The following is a 19,715-nucleotide window of genomic DNA, read 5'->3' as shown; positions in this document are numbered from 1 at the left end:
TATTTAATTATGAATTATAGTCTAATGATTGTTATGACGCCAAAAGTACAAATTCTTTCAGCGTCGTACAACTTTAGCCATTAATTTTAAAATCGATATTCTCGTTCTCCTGTAAAAAGTCCACCAGCTCGCGTGTCACGTTTAAGCGGATATTTTGGGAGAAAAGATTCAGGGAGATGTTGTGCTCCCCATCGACGACTTTAAAATATAACAAGCTATGGCCCGGATTGTTCTTGATCAATACCGAAAGCTCATTGATTGTCGGCTCGTCCAAATCATGGATCGGGACTGTGATACTGATTTTCTCGATCAGCTTGTCTTTCTCGTCTTGTAAAAGGTTGACGGTACCAATCTTGAAGTCCAGTTTATTAGGATCCCAACGGCTAGGCTCTATGCGGGCGGTGATCAAGAGATACATTCCGATTTTACCATATTTGCTGTATTCGATATAATCCTGTCCGAAGAGAGGGATCTCGCCACTGCCTGTGAAGTCCTCGATCTTCAAGATTCCGTAAGGCTTTCCGTTCTTGGTCATTCCTTCCCGGAAACCGGTGACGATACCACCTAATAAAACCTCCCGGCCTTGTAAGGTTTCCCGCTCGTTAAGTTCTATCATACCGGTATTGCATACATATTTTAATATGATACGGTATTCATCCAATGGGTGGGCAGACAAATAAATACCGACCAACTCCTTCTCTTTATTCAGGCGTTCGAGATCGCTCCAACGCTCGCATTGCGGGATTTCCGGTTTAGCGATAGCGATCAAGGCGTCTCCACCGAATAAAGAGTTGGCTGCCGTGCTTTTATCCATCTGATATTTGTTACCATAGCGAACCAAGGTATCCAAGAATAATTCCCCTTTTCCATTGTCGGCGAAGAATTGCTCACGCTGGATACTGAAGTTATCGAACGCTCCAGCCAGAGCCATAGACTCTATGTTTTTCTTATTACAAGCGGTCAGGTTTACCCGTTCCACGAAATCGAAGATACTCTTGTATGGGCCGTTCTTTTTGCGTTCCTCTATGATATTTTGTACGGCGGACTCACCTACGCCTTTCACGGCACCTAGCCCGAAGCGGATGTTCTTATCCTTATCTACGCTGAACTTCAAGATCGACTCGTTCACGTCCGGCCCCAATACCTGAATACCCATCGCCTTGCACTCATCCATGAACTTCGTGATATCCGTGATATTGGATAAGCTTCGGCTCAAGACGGCGGCCATATACTCGGACGGGAAGTTCGCTTTCAAATAAGCGGTCTGATAAGCCACCCATGAATAACAAGTAGCGTGACTCTTATTGAAAGCGTATGAGGCGAACTTCTCCCAGTCGGACCAGATCTTGTTTAAAGTTTCTTCTTTATAGCCGTTGGCTTGACCACCGGCCATAAACTTAGACTTCAAATGGTTCATCTTCTCGATCAGCTTCTTACCCATCGCCTTACGTAAGGCATCACTCTCGCCACGTGTGAAGTTGGCGAGCAAACGGGATAGAAGCATGACCTGCTCCTGATAGACTGTAATACCATACGTATCTTTCAGGTAACGTTCCATGACAGGAATATCGTACATGATCTCCTCTTTGCCCTGTTTACGGGCGATAAAAGAAGGGATGTAATCCATTGGGCCTGGACGATACAGGGCGTTCATAGCGATCAAGTCCTCGAATTTGGAAGGTTGCAATTCCTTCAAATATTTTTGCATACCGGCAGACTCGAACTGGAATGTACCGGTTGTCTTTCCGTCGCAATATAATTTGTAGGTGGCCGGATCTTCTAGGCTGATATGGTCGATATCTAGATCTTCTCCGGTAGTCAGTTTCACGTTCTCGATCGCCTCTTTGATGATGGACAAGGTCTTCAGGCCCAAGAAGTCCATCTTGATCAATCCGGTTTCCTCGATCACGGAACCCTCGTATTGGGTAACCAGCATTTCCTCCCCGGTATCCTTGTCTTTCGCCGTACTGACGGGTACGACATCCGATATATCATAACGTCCGATGATGACGCCGCAGGCATGCACACCCGTGTTACGGACGTTGCCTTCCAGCATCTGGGCGTATTTCAAGGTATCCCGTGCCAGCGGATCATTTCCGTTAGCCGCCTCTTTTAGTTCCGGCACATACTTGATGGCGTCGCCCAATTTGAATTTTTTCATGTCGGGGATCTTATCCGGAACCAGTTTGGCTAATCGGTTCGATTCGGCTAACGGTAATTTCTGTACCCGGGCGACATCCTTTATAGCGGACTTGGTAGCCATCGTTCCATAGGTAATGATATGAGCTACACGCTCAGCGCCATATTTATCCGTTACCCAGCGCAATACCTCGCCACGACCGTCATCATCGAAGTCGGTATCGATATCGGGGAGGGAGATACGGTCCGGATTCAAGAAACGCTCGAACAGGAGGTCGTATTTGATCGGGTCGATCTTGGTGATCCCTAAGCAATAAGCTACGGCAGATCCGGCGGCCGAACCACGTCCCGGTCCTACTGATACGCCAAGTTCCTCGCGAGCGGCCCGGATGAAATCTTGTACGATCAAGAAGTAGCCGGGAAAACCCATGGTCTTCATGATATGCAACTCGAAGTTCAGACGCTCCTTTACTTCATCGTTCAAGGGGTCTCCGTAAAGCTCCTTGGCTCCGTCGTATGTCAATTTCGCCAAATAGTCGGCTTCCAGCTTGATACGGTATAGTTTGTCGTATCCACCTAATTTCTTGATTTTGGAGTGCGCTTCTTCCTCGCTTAATACGACATTACCATTCTCATCCCGGGTGAATTCCTCAAATAAATCATGCTCTGTCAATTTCTGGCGGTAGGACTCCTCGGTACCGAACTCCTCGGGAATGGCGAAAGTCGGCATGATAGGACCGCTATCAATAGAGTAGAATTCTACCTTTTTGGCTATCTCAAGCGTATTACTCAAAGCTTCGGGGATATCGGCGAAGATGGTGTTCATTTCGGCGGTTGTCTTCATCCATTCTTGCTTGGAGTAGCGCATACGCTTGGGGTCGTCCAAGTCTTTGCCGGTACTAAGGCAGATCAGGCGGTCGTGGGCCTCAGCGTCGTCGGCATGGACGAAATGGACGTCGTTGGTGGCGATTAGCTTGATATTATGTTTGTGAGCAAGTTCGATCAGTACCTTGTTCACCTCTTGTTGATGCGGAAAAATCGTACAATCGGCGTTCGGGTCGTGTGTCTCGTGCCGTTGCATCTCAAGGTAATAGTCCTCTCCGAATAAGTTTTTGAACCATTTGATAGACTCCTCGGCCTTATCAATTCGTCCGTGCATGATATGCTGTGGAATCTCTCCTCCTAAACAAGCGGAGCAGATGATCAGATCCTCATGGTATTTCTCCAACAACTCTTTGTCGATACGCGGACGTCCGTAGAATCCTTCCGTCCATGAGAGGGATACCATCTTGATCAGGTTTTTATATCCGTTCTTATTTTTGGCCAGAACGATTAAGTGCCAGCCGCTACGGTCGTCTTGCGAAGCCAGTTTGCTATGCCTTCCGTTGCGAGCGCAATAACATTCGCACCCGATGATCGGCTTGAAGATAGAGGCTTTCGCCTCGGCGATTTGTTGTTGCAGTTCCGTTATCCTTTGTTGTTCCTCATCAGTTGGGCCTTCCTTGGCGAGCAGTGGTTTTAGTTCTTTCTCGGAGTCCTTGATGATCCCGAGAGGTTTGCTATTCTTCTTGCTAACCTTGTTGAAAAACTCCTTGATACCGAACATAACGCCATGGTCTGTTACGGCGATCGCACGCATCCCATCTTTGTACGCTTTGTCGATCAATGCGTCGATGGATGCCTGTCCGTCCAGCAAGGAATACTGGGTATGTACGTGTAAATGAATAAACGGTTCCATATATATTAATGTATAGTCTCTTATCTCTTTTGAGATGCGAGTGTAAAGGTAGGAAATATTTTGATATGAGGATTACTTCTTTTCCTGTACTAGGGCAACCACATTAAAATACCCTTATTAGATAAAGTATCTTAACTTCATCGACCAAGTATCTTAAGATACTTGGCCAGCGCAACTAAGATACTTGGTCGATGCACTTAGATTACTTGTCGGCCGCCAAAAAGAACCAGACTCCTCTATGCTGCGCAAACTGGGATGGGGATATAGCTGGAATAGTTTTGCGATCCTCGGGAGTATCTTTTCTATGCACAGGAAGAGACCTGGTAATACGATGAACCCGATGCTCGGCCCGATTGGATGATTTCTCCATAGGTAGATGAATATCTCGTTGCCAACGTTGATCCGTACGCAGGTTTCTTGAACCTAGACGATGAGACTTTGGTGACGATGGCTTTCGCTTGCGATAACAACGAGACTTCCAATAAGTGGTATGCGGCTGCTAAGAATCAAACCGGTTCTACAACCAACTTCCAATTAAACAAGAACGGTAAGTTCGCTAACGAGGTATCTGGTGCCGCTCAATGGCAATTGGTAAAAGAGGATAACAAACGTACGGTCATCGAGCGCAGCTTCGTTTACAATAAGGATGGCCGTGTGACGGTACAAGCTAGAGCTGATAAGGGCTACGTTTATGTTTATCAGTTGCAGTATATCAATGATGGTATCATGTTGTGCCATTCGTTAAAGCTTACATGGCAAAGCCGTGCTTTTTTTACCGCTTTCTTATAGGTTTCATTATGATAAATGTAGATGTTATTGAAAAATGTATATCTTTGCTTACTGTTAGAAGGAAAAGCAAATGAGGAAGTTTATGAGAAAAATCGGATTGTTGTTGATTGCCGTGATGATGATTTTACCGGCAATAGCTCAGGTTTCTTTCGGCGTACGTGCCGGAGGTGCTTATTCTTCGTTGATCCAGAAAGTAGAGGATAGGTATGAGGCGGGAGCCCGTTTCGGTTTTAGCGTAGCGGGGTTGGCGGATATTCCTTTGAGCAAAAATAAGAAATGGTCGCTTCGTCCTGAGGTGGCGTTCGTGAACCAAGGTGGTGCTTATTATTCGAATCAGGATATGCATGGAATGGCGCTTCATAATAAATGTTGGTATTACTCTTTGCAGATACCTGTGGATGTGGCTTATACGTTTACCTTCACGGACGTTCATCTGTCCGTATTCGCTGGTCCTACCTTTGATTGGTCCTTGTTTGGCAAGATGAAGAGTCGGGAGACCAATCCAGATCTCCATTTCGGCGTATCCGAGGAGAAGGATTTAAAACCTTGCGATTTTGGCATGAATGTCGGCCTATCGGTGGAATATAGTAACTTTTTCTTTTCCGTAAGTTCCCTATGCGGCATGATAGACCGCCGTGCCTTGAAGCGTGACGGCGAGACTTCCGTTTATCAAAATAACGTGACATTCTCTTTGGGGTATTACTTCCGTAAGTGATGAGTATCTTCATAATAACTTGAAAAATAGTTAGATTTGTTTGGTATTTCGGATAAAACCCGTACCTTTGCAAGCCGATTATTATCAAATTGTACTAAGAGTTTAGTTCTTAGCACGTTGTTGCATCATGTGTCCGTTGTGGCAATGTAGGTAAGGCTAGTTTTTTGAGTTATTAATTAATTTAATTTTTAAGCAGTGGATACTTTAAGTTTTAAGACCATTTCTGCAAACAAGGCAACTGTAAACAAAGAGTGGGTCATTGTTGACGCCGAAGGTCAGACGTTAGGTCGCCTTTGCGCTAAAGTAGCGAAGCTTTTGCGCGGTAAGTACAAACCCAATTTCACTCCGCACGTTGACTGTGGTGATAACGTAATCATCATCAATGCAGACAAAGTCGTTCTGACTGGCAATAAGTGGAACGATCGTATTTATTTGAGATATACCGGATATCCCGGTGGACAGATCGAGTATACTCCGGCTGATCTTTTGAAGAAAGGTGGCGACCGTCTGTTCCGTAAAGTAGTAAAAGGTATGTTACCGAAGAACCGTCTTGGCGCTAAATTATTAAGCAACATGTACGTGTATGAGGGTACAGAGCACAAACATGAGGCTCAACAACCTAAATTAATCGATATAAACTCATATAAATAATCACGATGGAAGTAGTAAATGCAATAGGAAGACGTAAAGCGGCAGTCGCTCGCGTATTCGTTAGCGAAGGTACGGGAAAGATCACGATCAACAAGCGTGAGCTGGAAAAATACTTCCCTTCTTCAATCCTTCAGTTTATCGTAAAGCAGCCGTTAGCAAAGTTGAATGTCGCTGAGCAATATGATATTAAGATCAACCTTGACGGTGGTGGTTTCAAAGGTCAGTCTGAGGCTGCCCGTTTGGCTATCGCTCGTGCGTTGATAAAAATTAATCCGGAAGACAAGGCTGTCTTGAGAGCAGAAGGATTCGTAACTCGTGATCCTCGTGCTGTTGAGCGTAAGAAACCGGGTCGTCCGAAAGCTCGTAAGAGATTCCAGTTCAGTAAACGTTAATGTTATTTGTGAGTCCCTTACAAGTAAAGCGAAGCGTTTAGTATCTAAATTATCGGGATTCTTTTTACATGTGGACATGCGGAAAGACTACCTGATGGTTGAAATTAAACAAAGAAAGTAAACGATTTAAGAAAAAAACAATGTCAAGAGTAAATTTTGATCAATTATTAGAGGCTGGGGTACACTTCGGACACTTAAAAAGAAAGTGGAATCCCGCTATGGCTCCTTATATCTTCATGGAGCGCAATGGTATTCATATCATTGACCTTTATAAAACAGTTGCTAAAGTAGACGAAGCCGCTGAAGTAATGAAGAACTTGGCTAAACAAGGCAAGAAAGTTCTTTTCGTGGCTACCAAAAAACAAGCTAAACAAGTTGTCGCTGATAAGGCTGCTTCCGTAGGTATGCCTTACGTTATCGAGCGTTGGCCGGGTGGTATGTTGACCAACTTCCCGACGATCCGTAAAGCTATCAAGAAGATGGCTACTATCGATAAGATGACAAAAGATGGTACATTTGATAATCTTTCTAAGAGAGAAAAACTTCAAATCACTCGCCAACGTGCTAAGTTGGAGAAGACTTTAGGTTCTATCGTAGACCTTACTCGTCTTCCGTCAGCGTTGTTCGTTGTAGACGTGATGAAAGAGCATATCGCTGTTCGCGAAGCTAACCGTTTGGGTATCCCTGTATTCGGTATGGTTGATACGAACTCTAATCCGAACAATATCGATTACGTTATCCCGGCTAACGATGACGCTACAAAGTCTGTAGAGGTTATCTTGGGTGCTATCTGCGAGGCCATGAATGAAGGCTTGCAAGAGCGTAAGGCTGAGAAAATCGACGCAGAGGCTGCTGAAGAGGCTCCGAAAAGAGAGCGCAAAGCAAAGGCTGCCGTTAAGAAAGAACGTACGAAGAAAGAAGACGACGATGCGTTGAACGCTAACGTTGCCGGTAAGTTCGCAAAAGACGAAGAATAATTCGATTGACAATTGACGTTGACAATTGACAATTAGAATACAAATACAATGGGCAGTTGGCTTTTGACAGGATTTGTCAATTGACAACTGTCCATTGTCAATTTTTGAAAGTATAAACATTTTAAAGATATAAGGAAATAAGATTATGGCTGTAACAATGGCTGATATTACTAAGCTGCGCAAAATGAGTGGAGCTGGTATGATGGACTGTAAGAAGGCTTTGACTGAGTCTGACGGTGACATCGAGAAAGCAATGGAAATTATCCGTAAAAAAGGACAGGCTATCGCCGCTAAACGTTCTGATCGTGAGGCTGCCGAGGGTTGTGTATTGGCTAAGAAGGATGGCGAGTTTGCCGCTATCATCGCTTTGAAGTGCGAAACAGACTTCGTGGCTAAGAACGAGGACTTCGTGGCTTTGACTCAAGCTATCTTGGACGCTGCCGTGGCTAACAAATGCCGTACTTTGGACGAGGTGAAAGCTTTACCTATGGGTAAGGGTACGATCCAAGACGCTGTTACGGATCGTAGTGGTATCACGGGCGAGAAAATGGAGTTGGATGGTTACTGCGTAGTTGAAGGTGCTTACACTACTGTATACAACCATATGGGTAAGAACCAACTTTGTACGATCGCCGCTTTCAACAAGGAGTCTGAGGAAGCCGCTCACAATATCGTTATGCAGATCGCCGCTATGAACCCGATCGCTATCGATGAGGCTGGTGTTCCTGAGTCTGTAAAAGAGAAAGAGATCCAGGTTGCTATCGAGAAGACGAAGGCCGAGCAGGTACAGAAGGCTGTAGAGGCTGCATTGAAGAAGGCTGGTATTAATCCTTCACATGTAGACAGCGAGGCTCATATGGAAAGTAACATGGATAAAGGCTGGATTACGGCGGAGGATGTGGCTAAGGCAAAAGAAATCATCGCTACTGTTTCCGCTGAGAAGGCAGCTAACTTACCTCAACAGATGATCGAGAATATCGCTAAGGGTCGTCTAGGTAAGTTCTTGAAAGAGGTTTGCTTGTTGAATCAAGAGGACATCATGGATGGCAAGAAGACTGTAAGAGAGACAATGAAGGAGATCGATCCTGAGTTGCAAATCTTGGCGTTCAAACGTTTCACTTTGCGTGCTGAATAATTGCGGTAACGTATTTGATATAAAGAAAAAGGCGGTACAACCCAATGTATCGCCTTTTTTATGAAGTATAGCTTACTTGCCCATAGAAGATATACTTACTTGTCCAATGCAGCATATCTTACTTTGCCAACTAAGTATATCTGGTTTTATTCTTTCTTATTTCAACGCGGCTAACGCATCTTTAATACGTTTGATCGCCTCCATGATATTCTCATCGCTGGTAGCGTAACTCATGCGGATACACTCAGGTGCCCCGAAAGAGGTACCTCCTACGCAAGCTACGTGCGCTACTTCTAAGAGATACATGGCTAAGTCATCAGCGTTGTTGATTACACGGTTCCCATCTGTCTTGCCGTAATAATAACTACATTTGGGGAATAAGTAGAAGGCGCCTTCCGGCTTATTCACCTCGAAGCCCGGAACTTCTTTCGCTAAATTAACGATTAAGTCACGGCGGCGTTCAAAGGCCTTACGCATTTCCTCAACGGGTTCTTGTGAGCCAGTATAAGCCGCTTCCGCCGCTTTTTGAGATACAGAGCAAGGGCCAGAGGTATATTGTCCTTGTAATTTATTAACCGCTTTTACGATCCATTCCGGTCCGGCGATGAAACCGATACGCCAGCCAGTCATCGCATACGCTTTGGAAACGCCGTTTACGATAACCGTACGGTCTTTCATTCCTTCGATAGAAGCGATGCTGTTGTGTTTACCAATATAATTAATATGTTCGTAGATCTCATCCGCTATAACGATGATATCCGGATGTTTTTTCAATACTTCCGCTAAACCTGCCAATTCCTCGGCGCTGTAAACAGAACCTGTAGGATTGGAGGGAGAACAAAGGATCAACGCTTTTGTCTTAGGTGTAATAGCGGCTTCCAACTGAGCTGGAGTGATCTTGAAATCCTGCTCAATACCAGCCGGAACAATAACGGGAGTTCCTTCCGCTAGCTTCACCATCTCCGGATAGCTTACCCAGAAAGGAGCCGGGATGATAACCTCGTCTCCCGGATTTACCAATACCATGACTGTATTACAAACGGATTGTTTAGCACCGTTTGCGCAAGAGATCTGGCCTGCTGTATATTCCAGTCCGTTCTCGTTCTTCAATTTGGTAACGATAGCATTTCGTAATGCCGGATAGCCCGCTACAGGAGAATAACGTGAGAAATTATCGTCAATCGCCTTCTTTGCGGCTTCTTTAATGAAATCGGGAGTATTGAAATCAGGTTCTCCCACACTTAAGTTGATAACATCGATACCTTGAGCTTTCAACTCACCGCTCTTTTGTGACATCGCCAATGTTGCTGAAGGCGATAAACTCGCTAAACGATCTGAGACTTGTGTCATAATTGTATATTATTTAATGTTGTGCAGTACATGCCCCATACGTTCCTTTTTCGTTTTCATGTAGAATTCGTTGTATGGATTCGGTTTTACTTCGATAGGAACATTCTCTACTACCTCAAGTCCATAAGCTTCCAGGCCTACACGTTTTACCGGATTATTGCTCATCAGACGCATTTTCGTTACGCCGATATGACGTAAGATCTGTGCTCCGACACCATAATCTCGCTCATCCGCTTGATGACCTAAATGTAAGTTCGCATCCACCGTATCCAAACCATCTTCTTGGAGTTTGTATGCTTTCATCTTCTCCATCAATCCGATGCCTCGTCCTTCTTGGTTCAGGTAAATGATAACCCCTTTGCCTTCTTGGTCGATGCGGCGCATAGCTTCGTGCAGTTGCTCTCCGCACTCGCAACGCATGGAACCGAAGATATCACCTGTAGCGCAAGATGAGTGTACGCGTACTAAAATAGGCTCGTCTTTCTCGAATTTGCCTTTTATCAAAGCTATATGTTCTAATCCATTGCTTTTCTGGCGGAAAGGAATTAGACGGAAATGTCCGTATTCAGTAGGGAGATCTACTTCTACGCCGTTCTCTACGATCGATTCGGTACGGAGACGATAAGCGATTAGATCCTTGATGCAAATGATCTTGATATCGAATTTCTTGGCTACCTCAATTAATTGCGGCAGACGTGCCATGGTTCCATCCTCGTTGATAATCTCGATCAAGGCCCCGGCAGGATATAAACCGGCTAATCGGGCCAAATCCACGGCTGCCTCTGTATGACCCGCACGGCGAAGCACGCCACGAGAACGGGCACGGAGCGGATTGATATGTCCGGGACGTCCCAGATCAGATGGCTTGGTCTTTGGATCAGCTAGTGCCAAGATCGTTTCCGCACGGTCGTACATGGAAACGCCGGTCGTACATTTTCCACCTAATTTATCTACTGTTATCGTGAAAGGAGTACCCAGTAAAGAGGTGTTATTGGCAACTTGCATATCCAGTTCCAACTCTAGGCAACGTTCTTCCGTGATCGGGGCGCATAATACACCTCGTCCGTTTTTCAACATGAAGTTGATTTTTTCCGGGGTTACTTTCTCGGCCGCGATGATAAAGTCTCCTTCATTCTCCCGGTCCTCGTCGTCTACAACGATTAAGAACTTTCCTTCACGGAAATCCTCGATAGCTTCTTCGATGGTGTTTAATTGAATCTTGCTCATATTTATTGATTATTTATATCCGAGTTATTTTTTAGCAAATGTAATGAATATATCATATTGATCAGCTCCTTACTGGTCTTTTGTACCATGACGATATCATGCCGTAGTAATTTACGCTGGTACGTAGCCAATAGGTAGATCGGTAATCCTAGCGGGAGGAAAATACCGATAGCCAGAGCAAGCTTCCCATTTATATGTTTGCTTAGCTTGTTATTGTAACCTCCGATGATCGGGTAGTCCATCAATTTATTCAAGAGCAAATTCTGGTCGGAATTACTTAATTCCTCCACGATATTTTCCGTGTCTTGAGCTAACAGTTCCGCTGTGTTATCTTTTCCTCCTTGTTTCCAAAATGTCAGATAATTGATCCAACGTTTATGGTTTGTCAGATAGATCGTACTTTCTTCCGCCAATTTCTCCAGTTGGGGAAGAGTGGCCTCATAATCCGGGGTGTATATGATCACCTCTTTCCGTTCCACTTTTCGCCCTTCACGTTTACCTATTAGGTTCTTCATGGCGTTCACGTAAGTGTCGGCATTCAAGATAACAGAATCTTTAACCGCTTTGTAGGTTAGGAATATACCCATAGGCGTTAGGACCACGGAACTAAGCCACATACCTTCCCATGCGTCCCAAACACCGTCTCGTGCCATCTTGAAGCCCATATTATCTATAATATAATAAAAGATAAATAAGATTACCGAGATAACGACCGGCACGCCCAATCCTCCTTTACGGATAATGGCTCCTAAAGGCGCCCCTATAAAGAAGAACATGATGCAAGCGAACGATACCGTGAATTTCTTATGCCATTCCGTCAAATGGCGGCGTACCTTATAAGCCTCGTCGCCAACTGTGGCCGCACGGAAATAATAATCCGTCTTGATATTCTCGATCGAGGATTTGGCTCGGCCTAATAAAGCTGCTTTACTACTCGGTGCCTGCGCTTGGTAAAGACTGTCGAAATCCAATTGGATGGTAGGAGTGATTACCGGCAGTTTTTCTTGCTGCTCGTCTGGTTGCCCCTCGGCTTCACTCTCTTTTTTAGCTCGTAAGGACTTTAGTGTTTTTACATATGAGGCATCGTAAATGCTTTTTGCGTTCACGTCCTTGATGCTATCCAAGCGTACGCCCATCGAATCGATAGAGGTTTGCAAATCTTTCAAGTTCTTTCCCATATATTGGTTCTGCATGAAAGATTCGTCGGTACGGTTGAAATTCGCGTCGAATTCAATCAAGATATCCTTGCTGCTGAACGATTCCCGTCGATAGGGGACGGCAGTCCTCACTTGCGTCGTGTTGGCTTGGCTTTTACCTACGTTCTCAAAAGATTCTCCGTTAAATAAGGATAGGACAAGGAATAATTTATCGGCAGATGTCTTTAGTCGTCCGGAATCCGCTACGATTACACGGGCGTTATTGAATCCTTCCGAATAATCATAGATCATCACGTCTTTTAATAAGCCGTCCTTCGGGTCCTTTTTCTTCACATATACGTTGAATCCGGGAATATCTTTATAGAATGAACCTTCCGGAATATCCAATTCAGGCGATTTCTGGCGCATGGAATATAATAATGTGTATAGCTTGACTTGGACAACGGGCATTACGTTGTTTTGGAAAAAAAAGGCACCCACGCTCACGAATAGGAGTGTTACGATCAATGGGCGCATGATATGTATCAATGATACCCCGGCGGATTTCATGGCCAGTAATTCCAGACGTTCCCCTAAATTTCCGAAAGTCATTAATGAGGCTAATAGAATAGCCAAGGGAAGTGCCATCGGGACAAGAAATAAGGCCGCATACATAAACATCTCCGCTAATACTGGGATGCCAAGGCCTTTTCCCACCATATCGTCGATGTATCGCCAGAGAAATTGCATCAACACAATAAACAGACAAATACCGAATGTCATAAGAAACAACGGCAGGAATGTCTGCAGCATAAATGTATGTAATCGTTTTATTCTCAACATTGCCTAATCTGGTTGAAGTGGCAAAAGTAGTGTAAAAAACGATAACACCCCACAGATTTCTGTAAAACTACTCTAAATACCAAGCGTTCGCTTCAAATCTTCCACTTGTGAGTCCCATAAGTTAATGGAATCCTTCTTCTCCCCGGGGTCGGAGAAATCCGTAATCTCAAGCGCCGTAGAGCCCGTTAATTCGATCGTGTGGATTATAAATTCGAAATAGGCATTCTCATCTTCCTCATCCACCCAGCGGTAACGGATGAAGTTCTCCGGCTTGGAGTCGATCACTGTCGCCTCTTGGGCCTCTTTACTCCATTTGAAGGTATAGAGATTACCATTTATAATGACCTCGTCGGCGAACCAGGCGGAAAGTCCCAAAGCGGTGGTTAGGTGATTCCATAAGCTTCGTCGTGAAACTTTATCGAAGATGTATTCGATATGAAACTTCTCTTTCTTCATTGTTCTTATCCTTATATTTGCCGCAAGATACATAAAAGATTTGAAAATAACTAATTTTAATGATGAAAAAAGTGACTAATAACTAACTGTTTAGATGGAGGCCTTAAAAAATAAGCGATTTTTTTTATTGAAAATGTTGTGTAATTCAAAAATAACCCCTACTTTTGCACCGTCAATAAGAGAAACAATGACAGTAACATGATGGCGAGATAGCTCAGCTGGTTAGAGCGCATGATTCATAATCATGAGGTCCCCGGTTCAATCCCGGGTCTCGCTACTTAAAAATAGGCAGCTACAATAAAAGTAGCTGCTTTTTTTATGTCTGGGATATGACATGAGGGCTGTGAATAGGAACACGAAGGCGCTTACGGGGATTTGTTACGGTTGAGCTTTTCTATTGGATAAAAGTATTATTGGTAGTAGACTGTTCATCTGTATGTGAAGATTGTTTCACCTATGTGATACGATCGTTTCATACCCGTGAAGAGATTGTATCACATAGGTGAAAAGATCTCTTCACGGATGTGAAAAGATTAGGTTGTGTGGGGCTTGGCCATACTATCCCTTAGTGAAATATGCTTTGCGGCACAGTAAAGGCTTTTGTAGAGAATGGGGTTGAATGTTTAAAGGCGAAGAATTCGGATTAATAGACTTCGCCGCATAAACTTTTCGTATAGGGGGCTTCCCTGTAAATGATTACCCGGCAATCTGGGGAGAGGGTGACGGTAAATTGATTTCCCAAAGCCTCGTTGAGAGTTCCTTGCCACCATGAGGTGAATTTTCGTTGATAGATGGGCCAGCGGAGTCCTTCCGTACTAATCTCCCCTTCGGGATAAAGAACGAAAATGGAGATTTGTTGTCCCGGATAAGAAGCGAAGGTTGTTGTTTTTAAGATAGGCGTGAAAAGACCGTAGTCCGATAACATCTCCACCCGCTTGAATAAAGGAGCATAATCCATAAGAAGGGATATATTTCCCAATGTATGATCCTCACGCAATCCGGTAGCACCTAATATAAGAACTTCTCGATAGCCTTGGGCGTGGGCGAAGCGGACGGATTTGGTGAGGTCGTTGATCTCTTGGTCCTCTACATGGTGGATTCGGTCGGCGTAGCGTTTGTGCAGGTCTGCGGGTATGCTGTCCAGGTCTCCTACAATAGCGTCCGGATGAATACCCTTTTCATAAAGCGTTTTCACGGCTCCATCGCAAGCGATAATTGTTTTCGCTTCCTTTAATAACCTCAAAGGTAATTCAGCGGAAGGAAATCTCCCATTCGCTATGACCACACATTCTTTTTCTTTCACTTCCGTACTATCTTCCATAATTCATATAATTGTAATTAAAACTCTTCCCCTTTCTTCCGCCAATTGTAATAGCCTACTACGGCTAGTGCCGCATAGCAAAAATAGAGTAGCATCGTTGGATACAAGCCCCGAAGGTAATAAAGATATACGGAAACGAGGTTTACGATTACCCAAAAAATCCAATGCTCGATGATTCTTCTTGCTAGCATCCACGTGGCGACGATACCTACCGAGGTGGTGAACGCATCGCCTACGGGGATAGGAGAGTCCGTGAATTGATAAAGGATATACCCTAGGATGGCGAATACGACGGCCAGTGTCCCGGTGATCCCTATGAAAAGCGGAATGCTCAGATGGGTGTATAGGATATGGCCGGAAGGAAGACCGTCGTTTTCCGAGTGTATCTCATGCTTTTTCCGGGTCCATTGATAGAAACCGTATATGCTGATTACTACGTAATAGGTTTGCAATCCCATGTTCGCATAAATTTTAGCGAACAGGAAGACAAATATATACACGAGAGAGGTAAGGAATCCCACCACCCACATGGCCCTATGTTGTTTAATCTCCAGAAGGAGATAGAGTAGACCGGTTATTACTCCGAAGTATTCTAGCCAAACCATATTGAAAATTAATTAGAACTTGAAGATTACTCTGGCCATGGCGTTCGTGCCGGCTTGGGTGAAATAACCGTCATCCTTTTTGCGTGTGCCGTTTTCGATATAAGAGTATACCCATGCGTTGGTCTCGTACTTCTCGTTGAAGAGGTTGTTGATAGTCACGTCTAGGGTTATTTCTTTCATAAACTTAGGCTGGAAGGCGTAACCGATGCGTAGGCTATTGATAAAGTAGGGATCGATGGAACGGTCCTTGTTGCTTGAGTTGTCTATGTATTGGCGACCTACTATTTGCGAGTTGAAACTAGCGATAAATCCTTTGTAAACGAAATCGAACATGCTGTTCGCCATTAGATTAGGGGAGAAAGCTATATTTGTTGTGCCTAGATTGTTGATTTCTTGTCCTCCGGTATCCCAATTATCCACGTATTCCACGAAATGCTTGATTTTATTTTGGCTGAGGGTTGCGTTTGCGTTCCAATTCAGCCAAGAGGTGATTTGTGCACCTCCGGTAAGCTCGATGCCCATTCGGTAGCTATTCTTTATATTGGAAGTGAGGGCCTCGCCGATCTCGCTAATTTTGCCGGTCAGGATCAATTGGTTGTTATAATCCATGAAATAGAGATTGGCCCCAATCCGGAAATAGTCATTGCCAAAACTATAACCAGCCTCATAATCATATAAGGTCTCGTGGGTAGGACGCTCTTCAGGACCTGCTTCCGTGAAATTGTCACGGTTTGGCTCCCGGTTAGCGACGGAGAAAGAGACGAATGCGTTATGGCCGTTGTTATGAAAGTTTATACCGGCTTTCGGGTTGAAGAAGTTCCAGTTCTTACGAATGTCCAGTCCTTCCCCGGCTTTGTCATCGTTTCCCTTAATGGTATAATGGATCCCACGGTATTGTAAGTCCATATAGCCGGTGAAAAGAGGGGAAAGACGTTGAGTCAATTTAGCGTATACGTTGTAGTCTAATTTCTTACCGGTATTGCGATAATATTCGTAATCCGGTTGTGGTAAGACGTTTGCGCTTTTTGTCCACATTACCCGGCCAAAATGGTCGCCTACATAGTTGTTGGCGGCGGTTCCCAGCGTAAGTCGTGTGTCGCTACGTTGATAGTTCGCGGTATAAACGGCCCCATAGAAATAATTGTCGAGCCATTTACGGCGCACGAGGTCTGCCTTTTTTACGGTATTACCTTCCGGATCGATATATTCCGGTAGTTTATAACTGCTGAATTTGGCTTGCGATTTATAATCCTCGTAATATCCGTTACCATCGGTGTAATGAAGGGTCAGGTTCATATTCCAGAAATCTCCGATACGCTGGCTGGCCATTAAATGGTAGTTGTGTTGCCAGTAATTGTCCGTTTGGTTATTATAAAACTTCTTCACTCCACCTTCCTCATATTCTCCGCATGGATTGTAGCTACGATCCGTCTCAAGCAAATAAGAAGGAACACCGTTCCATGCTTGATAGGTTTTCTCGCTGTTTCCGAAGGCTTGGAATTTAACCAGTGTATTATCGGCATAGAAAGCGGCGGAGGCATAGTAAGAGCTCATACGGGCGGAGGCACGATCGATAAAACCGTCGCTACGGATATTGGAGTAGCGGGCATCGAAAGCGAAATGATCGTATAGTAATCCGGTACCGCCTTTTACCGTATGTTTCAGCGTACCGAAAGAACCTGCCGATACGGAATATTCGCCATAAGGCTTTAAAGACGGTCTCTCGGTTTGCATGGCGACCGTAGCGCCAAAAGCTGCGGCTCCGTTTGTAGAGGTTCCAGCGCCTCGTTGGATCTGGATCGATTCTACCGAGGAGGCTATATCGGCCATATTAGCCCAGAATACGGTATGAGACTCGGAGTCATTAACCGGTACGCCATTGATCGTGATATTGATACGGTTCGCATCTGTACCTCGGATGCGAAAACCGGAGTAACCGATACCTGTTCCGGCATCCGATGTCATGATAACAGACGGGGATTGGGAGATAAGGAATGGGATACCTTGCCCGTTGTTGCGGCTGCTTAGCTCTTGTTTGGAGATGTCGCTGTAGGCTACCGGGGTCTCTTTCCCGACTTTGGTAGCGGTAATAACCACTTCATCCAAAGATACGTCTTTTGAGATTTTCAAGGAGTCGACCGGACTGGGCATTTGTGCCTTGGCGGTTGTAGCCAACAAGGAGCCGGCCAAGATAACCAATACATTTTTCATCTTTTCATCTTTTTGTTTTAAAACTAAATAGATGAATAGAAAGGATGGGAGAAGCATGAATCCCTACGACAGCATTACCTGTACAGGTTCTATGGGTATGATCTCAGCCCGCTCCTTTCGTGAAGGATTTTGCGAGCACCCCTTCGTATTCGGCAGCAAAGATATTAATTTTTTCTGCAAAAAGATGTAGATATTTTGAGAACTCATTGATTTTTTGTATATTTGCGGTCGATTAAGTGAAGTTGAGGAGGGGGCGGGCAGTCCCCTTCTTTTGTTCTTAACATATATGTGTATGATAGAAAAGAATGTGGTAAGCCGATTAGTAGAGGAAAAACTAGCCTCTTCAAGCAATTATTTAGTGGACGTAGTGATTAAACCAGGGAACCTGATAGTCGTTGAGATTGATAGCGATGAAGCGGTAAGCATTGATGATTGCGCTGAGTTGAGCCGGCATTTGGAGGAGCATCTGGACCGTGACGTCGAGGATTATGAGCTGGAGGTTGGCTCCGCTGGCATTACTTCTCCTTTCAAGGTACTTCGCCAATACGTCAAGAACATCGGAAACGAGGTAGAGATGTTGTTGAAAAACGGCTCGAAGCTGACAGGTGTGTTGAAATCCGCTGATGAGAACGGTGTGGTTGTCTCTGTCGAGAAGAAGGTGAAGCCGGAGGGCGCTAAGCGAAAGGTGACCGTGATAGAGGATGAGTCGTATACATTTGATGAAATAAAATATACAAAATACTTAATAAGATTCAAGTAAGATTATGGCCAAGAAAGAGGAAACGATCAGTATGATAGACACCCTTGCTGAGTTCAAGGAGTTAAAGAATATCGATAAAGATACGATGATTAGCGTTTTGGAAGATTCGTTCCGTAACGTGATCGCCAAGATGTTTGGCACGGATGAGAACTATGACGTGATTATCAACCCTGAGAAAGGTGATTTCGAGATCTGGAGAAACCGTACGGTTGTGGCTGATGATGAATTGGAGGATGAGAACTTGCAGCTTACGTTGACAGAGGCCCGTAAAATCGACGCCGACTGTGAGGTGGGTGAGGAGGTGACCGATGAGGTGCATTTTGCGGACTTCGGACGTCGTGCGATCTTAAACTTGCGCCAGACTTTGGCTTCGAAGATACTTGAATTGCAGAAAGACAGCCTGTACGCTAAGTATAAGGATAAAATCGGCCACATCATCGCTGCTGAGGTTTATCAGGTGTGGAAGAAAGAAATCCTGTTGCTAGATGACGATGGTAATGAGTTGCTACTGCCTAAATCCGAGCAAATCCCGACTGATTTCTATCGTAAGGGAGAGACTGTACGTGCGATCGTTCAACGTGTGGATAACTATAATAACAACCCGAAGATCCTTCTTTCCCGTACGGATAAGGTTTTCTTGCAACGGTTGTTCGAGTTGGAAGTTCCGGAGATTAATGATGGCTTGATTACGATCAAGGCGATTGCCCGCATTCCTGGAGAGCGTGCCAAAGTGGCTGTCGAGTCATACGATGACCGTATTGATCCGGTAGGTGCTTGCGTAGGTATGAAAGGCTCTCGTGTCCATGGTATCGTTCGTGAGCTGAGAAACGAGAACATTGATGTGATTAATTACACCTCAAATCTCTCTTTGTTTATCCAGCGTGCTTTAAGCCCGGCTAAGATCTCTTCTATCCGTGTGAATGAGGAAGAAAAGAAAGCTGAGGTTTATCTACGTCCGGAGGAAGTTTCTTTGGCGATCGGTAAAGGCGGTCTGAATATTAAGCTGGCTTGTATGTTGACTGAGTATACGATTGACGTATTCCGTGATATCGAAGGAGCGGACGAGGAGGATATCTACTTGGATGAGTTCTCTGACGAGATTGACAGTTGGGTGATTGATGCACTGAAGAATACAGGATGCTATACGGCGAAGAGTGTCCTTGCTATGGACCGCAATGAGATTATTGAACGTGCCGATCTGGAAGAGCAGACCGTGGACGATCTTTTAGCTATCTTATCTGCGGAATTTGAAGATGAAGGTAACGAATAA

General features: G+C 44.7%; 16 protein-coding genes, 1 tRNA gene and 1 riboswitch. Of the genes, 9 read left to right on the top strand and 8 right to left on the bottom strand.

Annotated elements, in window-relative coordinates; all coding sequences use genetic code 11:
• Window positions 1–73: 73 nt before the first annotated feature.
• Complete coding sequence (dnaE, locus tag E5342_RS01920) at window positions 74–3,877, bottom strand: DNA polymerase III subunit alpha (RefSeq protein ID WP_121735168.1); 3,804 nt, start codon at window positions 3,875–3,877, stop codon at window positions 74–76.
• Window positions 3,878–4,294: 417 nt separating this feature from the next.
• Here dnaE and E5342_RS01915 point away from each other — a divergent pair, with 417 nt between their 5' ends.
• The 6 genes from E5342_RS01915 (at window position 4,295) to tsf (ending at window position 8,536) form a co-directional block, all read left to right on the top strand.
• Complete coding sequence (locus E5342_RS01915) at window positions 4,295–4,666, top strand: hypothetical protein (protein ID WP_246867039.1); 372 nt, start codon at window positions 4,295–4,297, stop codon at window positions 4,664–4,666.
• Between the two features lie 82 nt (window positions 4,667–4,748).
• Window positions 4,749–5,381: a porin family protein gene (locus E5342_RS01910; RefSeq protein ID WP_135958700.1), complete on the top strand. Its 633-nt coding sequence runs from the start codon at window positions 4,749–4,751 to the stop codon at window positions 5,379–5,381.
• A 195-nt stretch (window positions 5,382–5,576) separates the two neighbouring features.
• The gene (rplM, locus tag E5342_RS01905) at window positions 5,577–6,032 is read left to right on the top strand and encodes a 50S ribosomal protein L13 (RefSeq protein ID WP_036610218.1); all 456 of its coding nucleotides are present in this window, start codon (window positions 5,577–5,579) and stop codon (window positions 6,030–6,032) included.
• Window positions 6,033–6,037: 5 nt separating this feature from the next.
• On the top strand, window positions 6,038–6,424 hold the full coding sequence (rpsI, locus tag E5342_RS01900; RefSeq protein ID WP_036610221.1) for a 30S ribosomal protein S9: 387 nt from the start codon (window positions 6,038–6,040) through the stop codon (window positions 6,422–6,424).
• Window positions 6,425–6,564: 140 nt separating this feature from the next.
• Window positions 6,565–7,401 carry a 30S ribosomal protein S2 gene (gene rpsB, locus E5342_RS01895; protein ID WP_005859482.1) on the top strand — a complete coding sequence of 279 codons (837 nt, stop codon included), beginning with the start codon at window positions 6,565–6,567 and terminating at the stop codon, window positions 7,399–7,401.
• A 145-nt stretch (window positions 7,402–7,546) separates the two neighbouring features.
• Window positions 7,547–8,536, top strand: a complete 990-nt coding sequence (tsf, locus tag E5342_RS01890) for a translation elongation factor Ts (RefSeq protein ID WP_036610224.1) — start codon at window positions 7,547–7,549, stop codon at window positions 8,534–8,536.
• A gap of 156 nt (window positions 8,537–8,692) precedes the next feature.
• On the opposite strand, the gene E5342_RS01885 is transcribed toward tsf, so the two are convergent.
• From E5342_RS01885 to E5342_RS01870, 4 genes are all read right to left on the bottom strand, one after another.
• Window positions 8,693–9,886 carry a pyridoxal phosphate-dependent aminotransferase gene (locus E5342_RS01885; protein ID WP_121735170.1) on the bottom strand — a complete coding sequence of 398 codons (1,194 nt, stop codon included), beginning with the start codon at window positions 9,884–9,886 and terminating at the stop codon, window positions 8,693–8,695.
• A 9-nt stretch (window positions 9,887–9,895) separates the two neighbouring features.
• The gene (locus E5342_RS01880) at window positions 9,896–11,113 is read right to left on the bottom strand and encodes a bifunctional 3,4-dihydroxy-2-butanone-4-phosphate synthase/GTP cyclohydrolase II (RefSeq protein WP_121735171.1); all 1,218 of its coding nucleotides are present in this window, start codon (window positions 11,111–11,113) and stop codon (window positions 9,896–9,898) included.
• A 2-nt stretch (window positions 11,114–11,115) separates the two neighbouring features.
• Entirely contained in the window at window positions 11,116–13,062 is a 1,947-nt protein-coding gene (locus E5342_RS01875) for an LptF/LptG family permease (RefSeq protein ID WP_121735172.1), read from the bottom strand.
• 102 nt (window positions 13,063–13,164) lie between these two features.
• Window positions 13,165–13,548, bottom strand: coding sequence for an START-like domain-containing protein (locus tag E5342_RS01870; RefSeq protein ID WP_135958699.1), 384 nt, complete (start codon window positions 13,546–13,548; stop codon window positions 13,165–13,167).
• Between the two features lie 203 nt (window positions 13,549–13,751).
• Here E5342_RS01870 and E5342_RS01865 point away from each other — a divergent pair.
• Window positions 13,752–13,825 (top strand) — tRNA-Met (locus tag E5342_RS01865).
• A 366-nt stretch (window positions 13,826–14,191) separates the two neighbouring features.
• Here E5342_RS01865 and E5342_RS01860 read toward each other — a convergent pair.
• Genes E5342_RS01860 through E5342_RS01850 form a run of 3 tightly spaced genes read right to left on the bottom strand, consistent with a single transcriptional unit; the run spans window position 14,192 to window position 17,685 of the window.
• Window positions 14,192–14,869 (bottom strand): thiamine diphosphokinase, encoded by a 678-nt coding sequence (locus E5342_RS01860; RefSeq protein ID WP_121736925.1) that lies wholly within the window; start codon window positions 14,867–14,869, stop codon window positions 14,192–14,194.
• 17 nt (window positions 14,870–14,886) lie between these two features.
• Window positions 14,887–15,474 (bottom strand): nicotinamide riboside transporter PnuC, encoded by a 588-nt coding sequence (pnuC, locus tag E5342_RS01855; RefSeq protein ID WP_121736926.1) that lies wholly within the window; start codon window positions 15,472–15,474, stop codon window positions 14,887–14,889.
• A gap of 12 nt (window positions 15,475–15,486) precedes the next feature.
• Window positions 15,487–17,685 carry a TonB-dependent receptor gene (locus tag E5342_RS01850; protein WP_121736927.1) on the bottom strand — a complete coding sequence of 733 codons (2,199 nt, stop codon included), beginning with the start codon at window positions 17,683–17,685 and terminating at the stop codon, window positions 15,487–15,489.
• Between the two features lie 42 nt (window positions 17,686–17,727).
• Window positions 17,728–17,838: riboswitch (TPP riboswitch) on the bottom strand.
• 139 nt (window positions 17,839–17,977) lie between these two features.
• Here E5342_RS01850 and rimP point away from each other — a divergent pair.
• Together rimP and nusA are read left to right on the top strand one after the other, a co-directional pair.
• Window positions 17,978–18,445, top strand: a complete 468-nt coding sequence (rimP, locus tag E5342_RS01845; protein WP_183128566.1) for a ribosome assembly cofactor RimP — start codon at window positions 17,978–17,980, stop codon at window positions 18,443–18,445.
• A gap of 4 nt (window positions 18,446–18,449) precedes the next feature.
• The gene (gene nusA / locus E5342_RS01840; protein ID WP_121736929.1) at window positions 18,450–19,715 is read left to right on the top strand and encodes a transcription termination factor NusA; all 1,266 of its coding nucleotides are present in this window, start codon (window positions 18,450–18,452) and stop codon (window positions 19,713–19,715) included.

Origin of the sequence: Parabacteroides distasonis, from assembly GCF_004793765.1 — a bacterium.
In the GTDB taxonomy this organism is placed as follows: Bacteria; Bacteroidota; Bacteroidia; order Bacteroidales; family Tannerellaceae; genus Parabacteroides; species Parabacteroides distasonis_A.
The sequence above is the reverse complement of the archived record's forward strand: the minus strand, read 5'-3'. Positions and strand labels throughout refer to the sequence as shown.